This window comes from Bradyrhizobium lablabi, from assembly GCF_018131005.1.
GTDB classification, from domain to species: Bacteria; Pseudomonadota; Alphaproteobacteria; order Rhizobiales; family Xanthobacteraceae; genus Bradyrhizobium; species Bradyrhizobium lablabi_D.
In genome coordinates this window covers 269,824-285,281 of record NZ_JAFCJK010000003.1, presented here as the reverse complement: position 1 = coordinate 285,281, position 15,458 = coordinate 269,824, and the positions used below count along the sequence as shown (strand labels likewise).

Genomic DNA, 15,458 nt, shown 5'->3' with positions numbered 1-15,458 from the left:
CGGGGCGAGGTTAAGGGAAGCCCAGCCTTGCCCGGCGCGGCCTCGACTGGTAACCCGGCGTTATGTTGACAGTCAGCATGACTGACAAACTTGGGCGCCCATGGCCGATAAACCCAAAAAAACGCAAAAATTGAAGGCGCGTCTGCCGCGCGGGCTGGAGGACCGTGGTCCTGCCGCGATCGCAGCCACGCGCCAGATGGTCGAGAAGATCCGCGAGGTCTATGAGCGCTACGGCTTCGAGCCGGTGGAGACGCCGGCGATGGAGTACACCGATGCGCTCGGCAAGTTTCTGCCCGACCAGGACCGTCCCAACGAAGGCGTGTTCTCGTTCCAGGATGACGACGAGCAGTGGATCTCGCTGCGCTACGACCTCACCGCGCCGCTCGCGCGTTATGTCGCCGAAAACTTCGATTCGTTGCCAAAGCCCTATCGCTCCTATCGCTTCGGCTATGTATTCCGCAACGAGAAGCCCGGCCCCGGCCGATTCCGTCAGTTCATGCAATTCGATGCTGACACCGTCGGCTCTGGCTCGCCAGCGGCGGATGCCGAGATGTGCATGATGGCGGCGGACACGATGGAGGAGCTTGGCATCCCTCGCGGCTCGTACGTGGTGAAGGTCAACAACCGCAAGGTGCTTGATGGCGTGATGGAGAGCATCGGAATCGGCGGCGACGAGAATGCCGGTCGAAGGCTCACGGTGCTTCGCGCGATCGACAAGCTTGACCGGCTCGGCGAGCAGGGTGTGCGCGAGCTGCTTGGCCCTGGCCGCAAGGATGAGAGCGGGGACTTCACCAAGGGCGCCGGCCTCGAGCCGGCGGAGATCGCCAAGATCGAAACTTTTGTGAACGCGCGCGCCAGCGTGCGGGGACCGCTGCTGGCCTATGCTGGCGATGCCAGCGTGCAGCAAAGGCTCGCCGGCGATCCAGACCACAAGGAAAACGAATACGACGTCGCGCGGCGGATCGCGGACGCGCTGCGCGACACCTTCCACGATTCAAAAAACGCGCTCGAAGGTCTGGATGAGTTGGTGGAGATCGCGCGCCTCGTCGATGCGGCAGGCTATCACAGCCAGGTCATCATCGATCCCTCTGTTGTCCGCGGCCTCGAATATTACACCGGCCCGGTCTACGAGGTCGAACTCCTGCTCGACACCAAGGACGAGAAGGGACGCCCCGTGCGCTTCGGCTCGGTCGGCGGCGGGGGCCGTTACGATGGGCTCGTCTCGCGTTTCCGCGGCGAGCCGGTGCCGGCGACAGGATTTTCGATCGGCGTGTCGCGCCTGCAGGCCGCGCTCACGATGCTCGGCAAGCTCGACACGCGCCCCGAATTCGGCCCCGTGGTCGTCACCGTGTTCGATCGCGATCGCATCCCCGACTACCAGAAGGTGGTCGCGCAATTGCGCAACGCGAACATCCGCGCCGAGCTCTATCTCGGCAATCCCAGGAACATGGGCAACCAGCTCAAATATGCCGATCGCCGCAACTCGCCTTGCGTGATCATCCAGGGGTCCGATGAAAGGGCGCGCGGCGAGGTGCAGATCAAGGACCTGATCGAGGGCGCGAAGGCGGCAGCCGCGATCGCGTCGAACCAGGAGTGGCGCGAGACGCGTCCCGCGCAGTTCTCCTGCGCCGAAGCCGAACTCGTCGCCAAGGTGCGCGAGGTGCTGGCGCGTCATGACGTTAAGTGGGGATAGCCATTCGCTTCTGACGCCACAGCCGGCCTTGTGCCTGATATCCGCGTCTTGTTTGATGACGACGAACGCGAGGACCGGGACAAGCCGGGTTGCGACAGCAGAGGGAGAGCAAGATGCCCGAGATCACCATCAGCATGGCCGCCGGCCGCACCGAGGAGCAGAAGGTCGGCATGATGCGCGACATCACCCAGGCGCTGGTGAAAAACCTCGGCGTCGACGCCGAAGCCGTCGTAATCCAGATCAACGAGGCGCCGCTGCATCACAAGATGAAGGGCGGCAAGACCTTCGTCGAGCGCAAGGCGGCGCAAACCAAGTAGTTGTTCCGTCGTCCCTGCGGATGCACTGCGGATGCAGGGACCCATAGCCACCAATCTCGGTTGTTAGCGCTCGCCGGGACTCCAGCTTTCGCAGAACCGGCTTCAGTGGTTGTGGGTCCCGGCTCAAGGCGGGACGAGAGTCTTTCCGAGGCACCATGGACGCACGCGACGCCATCAAGGTCGGCATGAGCGCCGAGCGGATGCTCGTCGTGCCGGCGGAGCGCACGGTCGGGCATTTCGTGCACGGCATGCCGATGGTGTATGCGACGCCGATGATGATCCTGGAAATGGAGATAGCGTCGGGCGATGCCATTCGCGGCGCGTTGCAGCCGGGCTGGGTTACGGTCGGGACCGAGGTCGACATCCGTCATCTCGCCGCAGCCCTCGTCGGCGCCACTGTGCGGACCACGGCAAGGGTGATCGCGGTCGAGCGCCGTATCATCCGCTTCGAGGTCGCGGCCTATGAAGGCACGCGCAAGCTCGGCGAAGGCCGCCACGCCCGCGGCTTGATCAATGTCGAGCGCTTCAACAAGCGCCTCGGCGCCGTGTAGCCGATTGCTGACTTGACCTTGCCGCTTGCTCCACCGTTATCCCGAGGTGCGCCCTCGCGCGCCTCGAAGGATGGGCCACAGGCCGTGCACCCTTCGAGGCTCGCTCCGCGAGCACCTCAGGCTGACGGGATGGGCAAGAGCCGGCTACTTCGCCAACTCCTTCGATCGCTTGGTCGCCGCGGCGATCGCGCGGATCATCAGCGGCTGCAGCCCGTCCTTTGCCATCAGCACTTCCAGTGCCGCGGCCGTCGTCCCGCCTGGCGAGGTCACGTTCTGACGCAAGCTCGCGGACGGCTGGTCCGACCGATGCAGCAATTCGCCCGAGCCTGCGACCGTCGCGCGCGCGAGCGTCGTGGCGAGCGCCTCGGGGAGGCCAGCCGCGACGCCGGCGCGGGCGAGCTCCTCGGCGAGCAGGAACACATAGGCGGGGCCGGAGCCGGAGACCGCGGTCACCGCGTCCATCAGGCTTTCGTCGTCGACCCATTCGACGAGGCCGGTCGCGCGCAGCAGTGCATCCGCGGTGGCGCGTTGCGCGGCGCTGACTGTCTTCGCCGGCACTGCGACCGTGATGCCGCGGCCGATCGCCGCCGGCGTGTTCGGCATCGCGCGCACCACCATGCCGCCGCAGACCTCTTCGAGCGCTGATATCGTCGTGCCGGCCATGATCGAGACCACGAGCGTCGATGGTCCGACAAACTCCTTCAGCGCCGCACCCGCCTCGCGGAACGATTGCGGCTTCACCGCGACGACAAGTGTATCGACCGCTCCGCTCTCTTTCGCCAAGGCATTGAGGCGGACGCCCTGGGCGGCAAGTGCCGTGATCTCGGCGGAGGGATGCGGCTCGATCACGACGACGCGTTCGGGCGCAAGTCCCTGCGCAAGCCAGCCGGTCAGCATGGCGCCGCCCATCTTGCCCGCGCCCGCCAGCGCGATGGTGCCGCTCGTGTTCGTCAGTGTGTCGCTGGATGTGTTCACCGGTGTCACCGCCACTGTCGTCCGGCCAGGTGCGCAATTGCGCAGGGGGCCGGACCCGTAACCACAGGCGGTTTTAGTGAAGTGGGGAGGGGGCCACAAGCAGCTTGCGAGAACCATGACGCCGCGAAAAAGGGTCCAGGCCTCCGCCGGACGGCAGTGGGGTCGTTGAGCCGCCGGAGCGAATTGCTCTTACGCCTCGCCCTCGGTATCAAACATTGCGGCGCTCATCGCCTCTGCCGCCGACTTGCCGGCCCAAACCACGAATTGGAACGCGGGATAATAGCGCTCGCAAGCGTGGATCGCGTTGACCACCATGCTCTCGCACTGCGCGGCAGACGCGGAAAGGCCGCCGGGGAGCACCAGCGCCTGGCGGTGCATGATCATGCCGGTGTGAGTCCACAGGTCGAAATGGCCGACCCACAATTGTTCGTTGATCGCGGCAACGAGCCGCTGCACTTCGGCGCGGCGCGCCTGCGGAATCTTCATGTCGAAGGCGCAGGCGAGATGCAGCGCCTCGATCTCGCCCATCCACGTGAAGGAGAGCTGATAATCGATCCAGTCGCCCTTGGAGACGATCGTCACTTCGTCATCGCCTGAACGCTCGAACGCCCAGTTGTTGTCGGTGGCGATATCCTCGACCACCGCAAGCGGGTTGTTCCGGGAGTCGATGATGCTTTCGAGGAGGGACATGCCGTCTCGGCCCTTGTTCTTATGAACTGTTGATACGCACACGGAAGCCGGCACGCGCGACAGACTGCGTCGTGGCCGAGTGCAGTTCCTCATCGGGCTTCCGGATGCCCTGGACCTGACGCGGATGAAGTGATGTGATTTGCGGAATCTGCGCAACCGCACGCCGAGTCCGTCCACAGCCAAAGCGTGGCTCGTCCACAGTTCATCGCGCCACACCTATGAATTTGAGAACAAATCGGAATCGGAATTGGCAGCGAAACGGATTGTTAACTTTTTGTCGACTCTGCGGCAGTGGCGCCACGGGAGATTCGTTTGCCGCTCATGGCACCATGACATTTCGCCATGCCAAAGGTCCTTGCCCGGCTGTCGCCGTTTGGTCATATTTGCCGTCAGGTGCGCCCATCCCGGGCGGGCCAGCGCGTATTCCGCAAAAGTGGGTGCCGGTTTTGCGATCAGGATACGCGTCGCTTAAATAGTTCGAGCATTTTCTACGGCAAACCGGTTCCCACTTTGCCAGCAAATGCTCGCGTTCTCAGGGCGGGGTGGAAATCCCCACCGGCGGTAAGGGTGCAAACCCAAGCCCGCGAGCGCCTTCGTCGCGAAGTCGAGGAAGGGTCAGCAGATTCGGTGCAATTCCGAAGCCGACGGTTACAGTCCGGATGAAAGAGAACGGTTGCGGCGGCCTTCGCGTTTTCGCGCGGGCCAATGTCGTTGTCCGTGTGCCCTGATTCTGGTCCTGAAAGAGGAAACCCATGAATCAGATGTTGCAAGACCAAGACGTCCAAACCTCCCAACCCGAAGTCACTCCCGAAACGCCAAATCGTCCACCGGCGGTGGAGCATCCGCGCTTCGCAAAGCCCCAGCGTGTCGCATTCGTGCAGTCGTCGTGGCACCGCGACGTGGTGGAGGAATGCAGGATCGCGTTTCTGAAGGAGATCGAGGCCCGCCACATCACCAATATCGACGTGTTCGAGGTGCCGGGCTCGTTCGAGATCCCTCTGCATGCGCAGATCCTGGCCAAGACGCGGCGCTACACCGCAATCGTTGCCGCGGGTCTGGTGGTCGATGGCGGCATCTACCGACACGAGTTCGTCGCCGACACCGTGATCAAGGCGCTGATGGACGTGCAATTGCGCACCGAAGTGCCGGTGTTCTCCGCGGTGCTGACGCCGCAGCAATTCCACGAGACCGAGGTGCATTACGACTTCTTTCGCAGGCACTTTGCCATCAAAGGCGTCGAGGTTGCGGAAGCTTGCGCCAAGACGTTGCTGAGCCTGGAACGCCTGCGCGGTCAGGTTGCAGCGGGGATCGTCGGTTAGAGCCTTTTCGGTTCTGATTGGATCAGGGCCGAAGCTCTGGATTCTCATGACGTGCTTTCGTCACGCGAACCGGCTTTCGCTGCGCGCGAAATAGTCATGGCCAGCACGAGAGCGATTCCGGCATGCGCGCCGGGATCGCACACGTGCGCCGTGCTTTCGGCTATGCTCTCGGCATAAACCAAGAGAACGGGAGGCGCGACGATGAACGATCGACATTCCTCGGACTGGCTCGACCTGTCAGGCCGGATTGCTGTTGTCACGGGCGGAGGGGGCGGCATCGGCCGCGCCACGGCTGTCAGCCTTGCGCGCGCCGGCGCCAAAGTGGCCGTGATTGATCGTGACGAGCGCGGGCTTGAAGGCACGCGCGAAAAGCTCCGCGAATGCGGCGACAATCATCTGATTGCCGGCTGCGACACGACGAGCGCGGAGAGCGTTGCGGCGGCCGCCGGCAAAATCGAAAGCGCACTCGGTCCATGCGGCATTCTCGTCAACACTGCGGCGGTGTTGCGCCCCGGCGGGCTCGATACGCTCTCGCTCGCCGAATGGAACGCGGTGCTCGCGGTCAACCTCACCGGCTACTTCATCTGCGCGCAGGCGTTCGGTCGCCAGATGCGAAGAGGTGACCGCGGCAGCATAGTCCACGTCGCCTCGATTGCCGGCAGCAACGCGCAGGGGCAGAGCGGCGCCTACAGCGTCAGCAAGGCGGGCGTCATCATGCTGTCGCAGCAAATCGCGGCCGAATGGGGTCCGCACGGCATCCGCAGCAATGTCGTGAGCCCAGGCCTCGTGGTCACGCCGATGAGCCAGGCGTTCTACGACACGCCAGGGGTCACCGAGCGGCGCACCGCCGTGGTGCCGATGCGCCGGATCGGCGCGCCGCAGGACATGGCGGATGCGATCCTGTTCCTGGCGAGCGACCGCTCATCCTATGTGAACGGCGAGGAGATCATCGTCGACGGCGGCTATGTACGGACGCTGATGAGCCACGTCCCGCGGCCGGGGTTCTGAAGAACAGGTGCAACATGTTCTCTGTCGTCCCGGCCTGGAGCCGGGACGACCCATAACCACCAATGCCTGTTGTTGCAAAAGGCTGTGGCCACAGTTGCACTCACCGATGGAGCCCTGTGGTTACGGGTCCTGCTTGCGCAGGGACGACGCCGCGGACAGGTCGACTTAATCGAACAGGCTCGACACCGACTCTTCCGCCGCGGTGCGGCCGATCGCTTCGGCGATCAGACCGGCAATCGAGATCGTGCGGATGTTCGGCGCCTTCGACACTGCTTCCGTCGGCTGGATCGAGTCGGTAATGACAAGTTCCTTCAGCCGCGACGAGGCGATGCGCGCAGCGGCCCCGCCCGACAGCACGCCATGGGTGATGTAGGCCGAGACTTCCTTGGCGCCGTGGGCGATCAGCGCCTCGGCCGCGTTCACCAGCGTGCCGCCGGAATCGACGATGTCGTCGACCAGGATGCAGGTGTAGCCCGCGACCTCGCCGATCACGTTCATCACCTCGGATTCACCGGGGCGCTCGCGGCGCTTGTCGACGATCGCGAGTGGGGTGTTGATGCGCTTGGCAAGCCCGCGCGCACGCGCCACGCCGCCGACGTCGGGCGACACCACCATCACCTTGGCGAGGTCGAAACGTTCGCGGATGTCGCGCACCATCAACGGCGCCGCGAAGAGGTTGTCGGTCGGGATATCGAAGAAGCCCTGGATCTGGCCGGCATGCAGGTCGAGCGTCATGACGCGGTCGACGCCGGCGCGCGAGATCAAATTGGCGACGAGCTTGGCCGAGATCGGCGTGCGCGAACCGGCCTTCCGGTCCTGCCTTGCATAGCCGAAATAGGGCACCACCGCGGTGATGCGGCGCGCGGAAGCACGGCGCAGTGCGTCGGTGATGATCAAGAGCTCCATCAGGTGGTCGTTCGCCGGATACGACGTCGACTGCAGGATGAACATGTCCGATCCGCGGATGTTCTCCTGAATCTCGACGAAGATCTCCATGTCGGCGAACCGCCGCACCACGGCTTTGGTCAGTTCGATGCCGAGCCCCTTGGCGATATCCTGCGCCAGCGCAGGATTGGAGTTGCCGGCGACGAGCTTGATTGAACCGTTCTTTGCCGACATCGATGCTTCCCCCCGCGCCTTGCTGGATACGACGTTCAGCATCTCAAGTCCTACAGAACCGGCGGGTTTTCAATGGGCGAGGGAATATCAGGCCGGCACCTCGGCTGGCAACCCGTCAGCCTATTTTTCCCGATCAAATTGGTCACGATCCGGGATAGCGCGGGGCTTAGTTGGCGGAGTATCCGAGCGCCACCGTCTCGGTCGCCTCAATTGTCGGGCTACTTGCGACCGCGGGACCGCTGCGGTCCGGTGCCGGGGCTGACGCGGGGGCTTGAGCCGGGCCGCCATTGATCATGCCGGACAGGCCGCTGAGGCCCGCTTGCGCAATCTTGCGCAGGATCAGATCGTCGGCGGCCGCCCATGCGTCGCGTCCGGCCTTGCCGGCCGGCTCCTCGCCGGAGAGCCGCAGCGCGCGCTGCTGATTGCTGTCGTAGACGTCCCACACCCACGAGATCACGGTACGGCCGCGCACGACCTGCGCTGACAGATAGCTGCGGACGCGATAGGCCGCGCTGCTTTCGCGTGACACGATCGAGAGACTGCGCAGCTTGGACTCGCTGTCGAGCACACTCACCATGCGGTCGAACACCTGGGGCGGTGGACCATCGATCGACTCGAAGGTAACAGTGCTGCCGCCAACGGCCCCCGCCATCGCGTAGGAGTTATTCGCCGCGCCACTGCCGGCGGCACAGCCGCCGAGCACGCAGGCGAGCGCCAGCATCGCAGCCGCGATCCCGGCGCGCGCGATTGTCCCGGTTTGAAACCGGTTTTCTGACGCTTCCCTCATTGCGCCCTGCGATATCGTTAAAACGGGTTAACGTCTAGGGCAGCAAGGGCACAGCACGCGCCAATCTGGCCAACGCGGCCGGGGACAGGATCGAATTCCTTTGCTCACGATGCCCGCAATCATCTGACTTTCCGTCGGGCCGTGGAATCGAGCCTGAGGTCCGGCTCAGCCTTCCAAGGCGATCGCGTGAACACCACGGCCGTAATCGGCCTCCTTGCGATGCACGGAACGGCGGTAGCTGTAGAAGCGCTCGTCGGAATAGGTGTCGATGCCGAGATCGTCGATCATCAATACGCCGGCGTTCTCCAGCCGCATGCGGATGAAGCCGGCGAGATCGAACATCGCGTGGCCACGGCGCTCGCCGGGAATGAAGAAAACGCCGTTCTCGGCGTCGGCCTCGATGAAACGCTCGACGAACTCGCTGCCGACCTCGTAGGACTCCTGGCGGATCAGCGGGCCGATCGCCGCGACGATGCCGCCGCGGTCGGCGCCGAGTTTCTCCATCGCGTCGATGGTTGATTCCAGCACGCCGGTCAGCGCCCCCTTCCAGCCGGCGTGTGCCGCACCGATCACGCGCGCATTGGGGTCGACGAGCAGGATCGGCCCGCAGTCGGCGGCCGTCACCGAGAGTGCGAGCCCTTCGGTCGCCGTCACCAGCGCGTCCGCCTTCGGGCGCGGGCCGCCGTCCCAGGGGGCGGTGGCGACCACGACGTCAGGCGAATGGATCTGATGGACGCTGAGGAGATGCCCGAGCGGCACGCCGAGCTGCTCGGCCATGCGTCGCCGGTTTTCAGCGACCTTGGCCGGGTCGTCGTTCGAGCCGAGACCGCCATTGAGGCCGGCATAGACGCCCTCGGACACTCCGCCCTCGCGTGAGAAGAAAGCGTGGCGCAGGCCCGGAATGGCCGATAGCAGCGGTGATCCCAAAGTCATGACTGCTCATACCCGTCAGGCCGGTCGCTCAATCCCGCGATCGAGGTGATGCGCGGATCGGAGACTGCCATTGCCTTGAACATCGAGCCCATGCCGCCGCGGCCGGAGTCGGTCAGGCGCTTCAGCGCGTCGGCGATGTCGGCCGAGACTTCGTGCGTCGCCTTGGCCATCAGGCCGGCGGCGCGGGCCTCGACGCCGAGGCGCTTGAGGAAATCGCCCTGCGTCACCGGTCCGTGGACCCGCGCGCCGACGTCTTCGGCGGCCCGCGCCAGCGCCTGGAAATCCACATGGGCGGTCACGTCGGCCTCTCCGGGATTCTGCAATGGATCGGAGTAGCTGTGGCGCGCGATTGCCTGGAAGGTGTCGCCGACGTCGCTGCGGAGATGGCCGTAGTCGACGATCAGCGCCGCACCGTCCTGATCGCGCACCCGCGTGGCGAGCTTCATGATCTCGGTGTCGGGCCGCCATTCGAACACCGCGCCCAAGGGGGCGGCGCGCACCAGGGGCGGCAGCAGCACCTCAAAACGCGGCGTCGGCTCGGGCGCGGCGGCAAAATACAGCCGGCCGTTGGCGTCCATCCCGACCGTGCGTTCGTGCCAGCCGGTCTCGCGACGAACCATCTGGTGGACCGGCAACACGTCGAAATATTCGTTGGCGAGGATGACCGCCGGCCCTTCGGGCACGTCGTCGATCGTCTCGTGCCAGGCAATGTTGGGCGCCCCCGACAGCGTCTCGCGCTGCTTCTCTCGCAGCACCGGGTTGACCTCGACGAGATGGATGCTGAGCGACTGGTAGAGCGGCGGCAGCACACGCAGCGCACGCAGCGCATCCGCCATCATGGTGCCGCGTCCGGGCCCGAGCTCGACCAGCCGCAGTATCGAAGGCGACTCGATTGCTCTCCAGATCGACGCGCTCCACAGCCCGAGCAATTCGCCGAACATCTGGCTGACTTCCGGCGCCGTGGTGAAATCGCCCTCGCGCCCGAGTGGGTCGCGCGAGACGTAGTAGCCGTACTGTGGATCCGTCAGGCACAATTCCATGTAACGCCAGACCGGCATCGGTCCGGACGATCTGATCAGCTTCCTGATCTCGTCCAGCAGCGGGGAAGTTTCGCTCACAGTCTTCCTTGAATTGAACTCGGCATCGGCCCGGCCGTCTTGCGGCGGACGGCAGCGGCAATGATGATAGCGCCAACCATAATCATTGGCACCGACAGCAGCATGCCCATGGTTAGTCCGCCCCACAGGAATCCCAGCTGCGGGTCGGGCTCCCTGAAAAATTCACCGGTTATTCGGGCAAAGCCGTAGAGGGCGATGAAGCTGCCGAGAATCAGGCCCGGCCGCCTCAGAGCGCCCATCCGGATCATTATGGCGAGCACCGTAAACAGCAGAATGCCCTCGAGGCCGGCCTCGTAGAGCTGGCTCGGGTGGCGCGGCAGCGGCCCGCCATTGGGGAAGATCATGGCCCAAGGCAGGCTTGGGTCGGCGGGACGGCCCCACAACTCGCTGTTGATGAAGTTGGCGAGGCGTCCGAGAAACAGCCCGATCGGACCGACCGCGGTGGTGATGTCGCCCAGCGACAGGATCGAGATGTTGTTGCGCCGAGCGAACAGCATCACCGCGGCGACGCAGCCGAGGAAACCGCCATGGAACGACATGCCGCCCTTCCACAATTCGAAGATCTCGGCCGGATGCGCAATGAAGAAGGGAAGGTTGTAGAACAGCACGTAGCCGGTGCGGCCGCCGACGATGATGCCGATCGTCACCCAGAGGATGAAATCGTCGAGCTGCGGCAGCGTGATCGGCGCCGGCCCGCCCCAGAGCCGTTCCTTTTTGATCAGCGAGCGGGCATAGATCCACCCCAGCACGATGCCGCCGATATAGGCCAGCGCATACCAGCGGATCGCGATCGGCCCGAGCGAGAGCGCGACGGGATCGAAGATCGGAAAGTCGATCAGGAGGAACGGCATCGGGATCAGAGCACTTTCGTGTAGACGGCGTAGGGCACGCCGTGGATCGGCGGCGCGTCATAGGCCTTGGTGAACCCCATCTCGCGATACATGGGCAGGGCGACCGTCATGATGGGGCTCGTGTGAAGCGCGATGATCCTGATCTCGTCGCTCTAGACGAGGTTGCGGCGATAGAGGGCGAGCAGCCGCTCCCAGTGGCGTTCGGCGGCGTCGCGGTCATAGACCGGGCGCTTGGGGAACGCAAAGCCGTGATGCGTACCGGGATAGATCTCCACCTCGTTGTTCGATCCCTTCATGCCCACCTTCACCTTCTCGATGATTTCGGCGGGTGCATAGACGTCGGTCTCGGCGCAGGCGAAATAGAGTTCGGCCTTGGTCTTCTGTGCGGCAAGATGCGGGCTGTCGGGCTGGTCGGTCGCCAGATGCGTGCCGTAGATCGAGGCGGCGGCCTTGACGCGATCGGAGAAGTGCGTCGCGGCGTTGACCGCATAGCGCCCGCTCATGCAGTAGCCCACGGTGCCGACGATCTTCGTGTTCGCGGCCCGTTGCGTCTCGGCATACGCGAGCAGCGCCTTGGTATCCTCCATCACGAGCGGGATGCTGAGCGAGCTCATCAGCGCGAACATGCGCTTGCGCTCCGGCGATTCAGGATCGGGATTGATCGGGCCGAGCTCCATCACGCCGGCGCGGTAATACATATTGGGTAGCATCACGTAATAGCCCGAGGTGCCGAGCCGGCGTACCATGTCGCGCAGCTCCTCGCGGATCGCCGGCGCATCCATGTAGAAGATGATGACGGGAAACGGTCCGCCGCGCTCCGGGTGCGCGACGAAGGTTGTGGTCTTGCCGTCCTTGGTTTCGATATCGACCGTGTGCTCGATCATGACTCTCTGCTCGCCTTGTGCGATTTCTGTTGTGTGTTCAATACGATTGCAAGGAAACCGGAGCATGACAAGGCGAGCCGGAGAGGGCCAGCCATACGGCGCGGACTTGAACCGCCTCGCGCGGATCGCCATTGTCTCCGTTGCCATCCAGTGAACGCGGAGTTTTCAAGATGACCCAGACCAGCAATCGGTTTTTCGACGAGATCGGCCGTCTGATGAACGATGCCGCGGGTGCAGCCCAGGGCGTCAAGCGCGAGGTCGATCAGGTCATGCGCAACCAGGCAGAACGCATCTTGCGCGACCTCGACGTGGTCAAGCGCGAGGAGTTCGACGCGGTCAAGGACATGGCGCGCTTGGCGCGTGAGGAGAACGAAGTGCTCAAAGCGCGGATTATTGCTCTGGAGGCCAAGCTCGGCATCGCACCGGGCACTGCGGGCTAAGGCGTGCATGGATTTCCCTGGGTGGGTCCCCTCCAGGGGAGGGGTGTGAGCGAGTGGCGAGGCTGGGGTAACGTTGAGAAAAATCCCTTCATTTCCTTGTCATTTTGTCCCTTTGGGGCTAAAAGCCCGCCACATCCGCGGCCCCCGCACCCCTGGAGGCTTGCCGTGGATCTGAGCATGGGCCGCGCTGCGGCCTTTAACTTTTTAAATACAAGGACTTAAGGCTATGGCAACCGTCATGGAATTGAAGGCGACCGCGCGTCCGAAGAGCGGCAAGGGGGCCGCCCGGGCAGAGCGTCGCGCCGGGAGAGTTCCCGGAGTGATCTACGGCAACAACCAGCCCCCGTTGACCATCTCGGTTGACGATCGCGAACTGCGCCAGCGCATCCTCGCCGGCCGGTTCCTGACCACGATTTATGACATCGATCTCGAGGGCAAGAAGCACCGCGTGATTCCGCGCGACTTCCACCTCGATGCGGTGAAGGATTTCCCGCTCCATGTCGACTTCATGCGGCTTGGGGAAGGCGCAACCATCCGCGTCAGCGTGCCGCTGCACGTCGTGAACGCGGAAATGGCGCCGGGCGTCAAGCGCGGTGGAACGGTCAACATCGTCACCCACGCGCTCGAGCTCGAGTGCTCGGTTGACAACATTCCGCAATATATCGAGGCCGACGTCGGCGGGCTCGAGATCAGCTACTCGCTGCATCTCTCCGAGATCAAGCTGCCGAAGGGCGTGAAGTCGCTGACGCGCGAGGACGCAACGCTGGTCACCATCGTGCCGCCGTCCGGTTACGCGGAAGAACAGAGGGCCGCGGCTGCGGCGGCCGCCGGCGCGACCGCTGCGCCGGCCCCGGGTGCTGCGGCGGCTCCCGCTCCTGCCGCCGCTCCGGCTGCGGGCGCTGCGGCTCCGGCCGCGGGCACCAAGGCGCCTGCCGGCGGTGGCGACAAGAAGAAGTAACCGATCAGGTCGGCGCGCGATCATCCGTTGATCGCGCGCTGACACGGGATGCCGCGCCATGCGCCTCTTTGTTGGTCTCGGTAATCCCGGTGCGAAATACGCCAGCAACCGGCACAATATCGGGTACCTGGCGGTCGATGAAATTGCACGGCGTCATGGTTTCGCATCATGGCGCCGTCGCTTTCAGGGCGAGGCCTGCGAGGGCGTGCTCGACCGTGAGAAGGTCGTGCTCTTGAAGCCGACCACTTTCATGAACGAGTCCGGGCGTGCGGTGCAGGAGGCGGCGAACTTCTACAGGCTTGCGGCCGGCGATGTCACCGTGTTCCAGGATGAGCTCGAACTGCCACCGGCGAAACTGCGGGTGAAGGTTGGCGGTGGGATCGCTGGTCACAACGGGTTGCGCTCGATCTCCGCTCATATCGGCAACGACTATCGCCGGGTGCGGCTCGGCATCGGTCATCCCGGCGTCAAGGAGCTCGTGCACAGCCACGTGTTGTCGGACTTCGCCAAGAGCGACCGGCCGTGGGTGGAGGCGTTGTGTCATGCCGTCGCCGACAATGCCGGCCTGCTGGCGACAGGTCATGACGCCTCGTTCGCCAACAAGGTGCATCTGGTGATGCAGGCCAAGGGATTTTTCGACAAGGATGAGAACGACACCGCGTGAGGCGGCGCTTCTCTAACGGATTTCGGGACGGACTATGGGATTCAAATGCGGGATCGTCGGGCTGCCTAATGTCGGCAAATCGACGCTGTTCAATGCGCTGACGGAGACGGCTGCCGCGCAGGCGGCGAACTATCCGTTCTGCACGATCGAGCCGAACGTCGGTGAGGTCGCGGTGCCCGATCCGCGGCTGGAGAAACTGTCTGCGATCGCGAAGTCCGCGCAGATCATCCCGACCCGGTTGACCTTCGTAGACATTGCGGGCCTTGTCCGCGGCGCCTCGAAGGGCGAAGGTCTCGGCAACCAGTTCCTCGCCAATATCCGCGAGGTCGACGCCATCGCGCATGTGGTGCGCTGCTTCGAGGATTCCGACATCACCCATGTCGAGGGCAAGATCGCGCCGCTCGCCGATATCGAGACCATCGAGACCGAACTGATGCTCGCCGATCTCGACAGCCTGGAAAAGCGCGTCGACAATCTCTCGAAGAAGGCCAAGGGCAACGACAAGGAAGCCAAGGAGCAGCTTGATCTCGTCAACCGCGCGCTGGTGCTGTTGCGCGACGGCAAGCCGGCGCGCGCGCTGGAGCGCAAGCCTGAGGAGGAACGCGCGTTCCGCATGCTGGGCCTCCTGACGTCAAAGCCGGTGCTTTACGTCTGCAACGTCGAGGAAGCCTCCGCCAGGGACGGCAACAATTTCTCCAAGGCGGTGTTCGAGCGTGCGAAAGAAGAGGGCGCGGTGGCGGTGGTCATCTCCGCCAAGATCGAATCCGAGATCGCAACGTTGTCGCGCGAGGAGCGCGCCGATTTTCTCGAGACGTTGGGCCTGGAGGAGGCCGGACTCGACCGCCTGATCCGCGCCGGCTACCAGCTGCTCGATCTCATCACCTATTTCACCGTCGGTCCGAAGGAAGCGCGCGCCTGGACCATTGACCGTGGCACCAAGGCCCCGGCCGCGGCCGGCGTGATCCACACCGATTTCGAGAAGGGTTTTATTCGCGCCGAGACCATCGCCTATGACGATTACATCGCAGGCAATGGCGAAGCCGGGGCACGCGATGCCGGCAAGTTGCGGCTCGAGGGCAAGGACTATGTCGTCGCCGACGGCGACGTCATGCATTTCCGCTTCAACACTTGAGGCATTGCGCGCCGCCTCT

17 protein-coding genes and 1 riboswitch are annotated in these 15,458 nt (G+C 64.3%); of the genes, 9 read left to right on the top strand and 8 right to left on the bottom strand.

The genetic code is table 11. The annotated features are described in order from the left end of the window. Nucleotides 1–100 precede the first annotated feature (100 nt). The 3 genes from hisS (at nucleotide 101) to JQ553_RS11230 (ending at nucleotide 2,561) form a co-directional block, all read left to right on the top strand. Nucleotides 101–1,693, top strand: coding sequence for a histidine--tRNA ligase (gene hisS / locus JQ553_RS11240; protein ID WP_212500002.1), 1,593 nt, complete (start codon nucleotides 101–103; stop codon nucleotides 1,691–1,693). Nucleotides 1,694–1,806: 113 nt separating this feature from the next. Beyond that, the gene (locus JQ553_RS11235; protein ID WP_212500001.1) at nucleotides 1,807–2,010 is read left to right on the top strand and encodes a tautomerase family protein; all 204 of its coding nucleotides are present in this window, start codon (nucleotides 1,807–1,809) and stop codon (nucleotides 2,008–2,010) included. A 155-nt stretch (nucleotides 2,011–2,165) separates the two neighbouring features. After that, on the top strand, nucleotides 2,166–2,561 hold the full coding sequence (locus tag JQ553_RS11230; protein WP_212500000.1) for a thioesterase family protein: 396 nt from the start codon (nucleotides 2,166–2,168) through the stop codon (nucleotides 2,559–2,561). Between the two features lie 144 nt (nucleotides 2,562–2,705). Here JQ553_RS11230 and proC read toward each other — a convergent pair whose 3' ends face one another. Continuing rightward, nucleotides 2,706–3,536: a pyrroline-5-carboxylate reductase gene (gene proC, locus JQ553_RS11225; protein ID WP_312015124.1), complete on the bottom strand. Its 831-nt coding sequence runs from the start codon at nucleotides 3,534–3,536 to the stop codon at nucleotides 2,706–2,708. A gap of 189 nt (nucleotides 3,537–3,725) precedes the next feature. Continuing rightward, on the bottom strand, nucleotides 3,726–4,226 hold the full coding sequence (locus JQ553_RS11220; protein WP_212499998.1) for a YbjN domain-containing protein: 501 nt from the start codon (nucleotides 4,224–4,226) through the stop codon (nucleotides 3,726–3,728). A gap of 524 nt (nucleotides 4,227–4,750) precedes the next feature. Continuing rightward, nucleotides 4,751–4,901, top strand: a riboswitch (FMN riboswitch). Between the two features lie 77 nt (nucleotides 4,902–4,978). On the opposite strand from JQ553_RS11220, the gene JQ553_RS11215 reads away from it, so the two are divergent. Continuing rightward, nucleotides 4,979–5,545 carry a 6,7-dimethyl-8-ribityllumazine synthase gene (locus JQ553_RS11215; protein WP_212499997.1) on the top strand — a complete coding sequence of 189 codons (567 nt, stop codon included), beginning with the start codon at nucleotides 4,979–4,981 and terminating at the stop codon, nucleotides 5,543–5,545. A 201-nt stretch (nucleotides 5,546–5,746) separates the two neighbouring features. Next, nucleotides 5,747–6,553, top strand: coding sequence for an SDR family NAD(P)-dependent oxidoreductase (locus JQ553_RS11210; protein ID WP_212499996.1), 807 nt, complete (start codon nucleotides 5,747–5,749; stop codon nucleotides 6,551–6,553). 165 nt (nucleotides 6,554–6,718) lie between these two features. Here JQ553_RS11210 and JQ553_RS11205 read toward each other — a convergent pair whose 3' ends face one another. The 6 genes from JQ553_RS11205 to JQ553_RS11180 form a co-directional block, all read right to left on the bottom strand. Continuing rightward, entirely contained in the window at nucleotides 6,719–7,672 is a 954-nt protein-coding gene (locus tag JQ553_RS11205; protein WP_212499995.1) for a ribose-phosphate pyrophosphokinase, read from the bottom strand. 166 nt (nucleotides 7,673–7,838) lie between these two features. Continuing rightward, a complete protein-coding gene (locus JQ553_RS11200) occupies nucleotides 7,839–8,459 on the bottom strand; it encodes a hypothetical protein (protein WP_212499994.1) in 621 nt (206 codons plus the stop codon). Between the two features lie 165 nt (nucleotides 8,460–8,624). Then, complete coding sequence (pgeF, locus tag JQ553_RS11195; RefSeq protein WP_212499993.1) at nucleotides 8,625–9,392, bottom strand: peptidoglycan editing factor PgeF; 768 nt, start codon at nucleotides 9,390–9,392, stop codon at nucleotides 8,625–8,627. Then, complete coding sequence (locus JQ553_RS11190) at nucleotides 9,389–10,450, bottom strand: class I SAM-dependent methyltransferase (protein WP_212500364.1); 1,062 nt, start codon at nucleotides 10,448–10,450, stop codon at nucleotides 9,389–9,391. The genes pgeF and JQ553_RS11190 overlap by 4 nt, the downstream gene beginning before the upstream one ends. Before the next feature lie 56 nt (nucleotides 10,451–10,506). Beyond that, a complete protein-coding gene (gene lgt, locus JQ553_RS11185; RefSeq protein WP_212499992.1) occupies nucleotides 10,507–11,361 on the bottom strand; it encodes a prolipoprotein diacylglyceryl transferase in 855 nt (284 codons plus the stop codon). Nucleotides 11,362–11,513: 152 nt separating this feature from the next. Next, nucleotides 11,514–12,245, bottom strand: coding sequence for a dienelactone hydrolase family protein (locus tag JQ553_RS11180; RefSeq protein ID WP_212499991.1), 732 nt, complete (start codon nucleotides 12,243–12,245; stop codon nucleotides 11,514–11,516). Nucleotides 12,246–12,415: 170 nt separating this feature from the next. On the opposite strand from JQ553_RS11180, the gene JQ553_RS11175 reads away from it, so the two are divergent. From JQ553_RS11175 to ychF, 4 genes are all read left to right on the top strand, one after another. After that, nucleotides 12,416–12,685 carry an accessory factor UbiK family protein gene (locus JQ553_RS11175; RefSeq protein ID WP_212499990.1) on the top strand — a complete coding sequence of 90 codons (270 nt, stop codon included), beginning with the start codon at nucleotides 12,416–12,418 and terminating at the stop codon, nucleotides 12,683–12,685. 226 nt (nucleotides 12,686–12,911) lie between these two features. Next, on the top strand, nucleotides 12,912–13,643 hold the full coding sequence (locus JQ553_RS11170; protein ID WP_212499989.1) for a 50S ribosomal protein L25/general stress protein Ctc: 732 nt from the start codon (nucleotides 12,912–12,914) through the stop codon (nucleotides 13,641–13,643). A 58-nt stretch (nucleotides 13,644–13,701) separates the two neighbouring features. Further along, nucleotides 13,702–14,307, top strand: a complete 606-nt coding sequence (pth, locus tag JQ553_RS11165) for an aminoacyl-tRNA hydrolase (RefSeq protein ID WP_212499988.1) — start codon at nucleotides 13,702–13,704, stop codon at nucleotides 14,305–14,307. Between the two features lie 34 nt (nucleotides 14,308–14,341). Further along, nucleotides 14,342–15,439, top strand: coding sequence for a redox-regulated ATPase YchF (ychF, locus tag JQ553_RS11160; RefSeq protein ID WP_212499987.1), 1,098 nt, complete (start codon nucleotides 14,342–14,344; stop codon nucleotides 15,437–15,439). The last annotated feature ends 19 nt before the right edge of the window (nucleotides 15,440–15,458 follow it).

What these genes read in the sequence shown, in the direction of transcription:
- lgt (WP_212499992.1), bottom strand. Translation starts at nt 11,361, where the DNA reads ATGCCGTTCCTCCTGATCGACTTTCCGATCTTCGATCCCGTCGCGCTC.
- JQ553_RS11215 (WP_212499997.1), top strand. Translation starts at nt 4,979, where the DNA reads ATGAATCAGATGTTGCAAGACCAAGACGTCCAAACCTCCCAACCCGAA.
- JQ553_RS11210 (WP_212499996.1), top strand. Translation starts at nt 5,747, where the DNA reads ATGAACGATCGACATTCCTCGGACTGGCTCGACCTGTCAGGCCGGATT.
- JQ553_RS11170 (WP_212499989.1), top strand. Translation starts at nt 12,912, where the DNA reads ATGGCAACCGTCATGGAATTGAAGGCGACCGCGCGTCCGAAGAGCGGC.
- JQ553_RS11235 (WP_212500001.1), top strand. Translation starts at nt 1,807, where the DNA reads ATGCCCGAGATCACCATCAGCATGGCCGCCGGCCGCACCGAGGAGCAG.
- JQ553_RS11230 (WP_212500000.1), top strand. Translation starts at nt 2,166, where the DNA reads ATGGACGCACGCGACGCCATCAAGGTCGGCATGAGCGCCGAGCGGATG.
- JQ553_RS11220 (WP_212499998.1), bottom strand. Translation starts at nt 4,226, where the DNA reads ATGTCCCTCCTCGAAAGCATCATCGACTCCCGGAACAACCCGCTTGCG.
- JQ553_RS11180 (WP_212499991.1), bottom strand. Translation starts at nt 12,245, where the DNA reads ATGATCGAGCACACGGTCGATATCGAAACCAAGGACGGCAAGACCACA.
- ychF (WP_212499987.1), top strand. Translation starts at nt 14,342, where the DNA reads ATGGGATTCAAATGCGGGATCGTCGGGCTGCCTAATGTCGGCAAATCG.
- JQ553_RS11175 (WP_212499990.1), top strand. Translation starts at nt 12,416, where the DNA reads ATGACCCAGACCAGCAATCGGTTTTTCGACGAGATCGGCCGTCTGATG.
- pth (WP_212499988.1), top strand. Translation starts at nt 13,702, where the DNA reads ATGCGCCTCTTTGTTGGTCTCGGTAATCCCGGTGCGAAATACGCCAGC.
- hisS (WP_212500002.1), top strand. Translation starts at nt 101, where the DNA reads ATGGCCGATAAACCCAAAAAAACGCAAAAATTGAAGGCGCGTCTGCCG.
- JQ553_RS11200 (WP_212499994.1), bottom strand. Translation starts at nt 8,459, where the DNA reads ATGAGGGAAGCGTCAGAAAACCGGTTTCAAACCGGGACAATCGCGCGC.
- JQ553_RS11205 (WP_212499995.1), bottom strand. Translation starts at nt 7,672, where the DNA reads ATGTCGGCAAAGAACGGTTCAATCAAGCTCGTCGCCGGCAACTCCAAT.
- JQ553_RS11190 (WP_212500364.1), bottom strand. Translation starts at nt 10,450, where the DNA reads ATGCCGGTCTGGCGTTACATGGAATTGTGCCTGACGGATCCACAGTAC.
- pgeF (WP_212499993.1), bottom strand. Translation starts at nt 9,392, where the DNA reads ATGACTTTGGGATCACCGCTGCTATCGGCCATTCCGGGCCTGCGCCAC.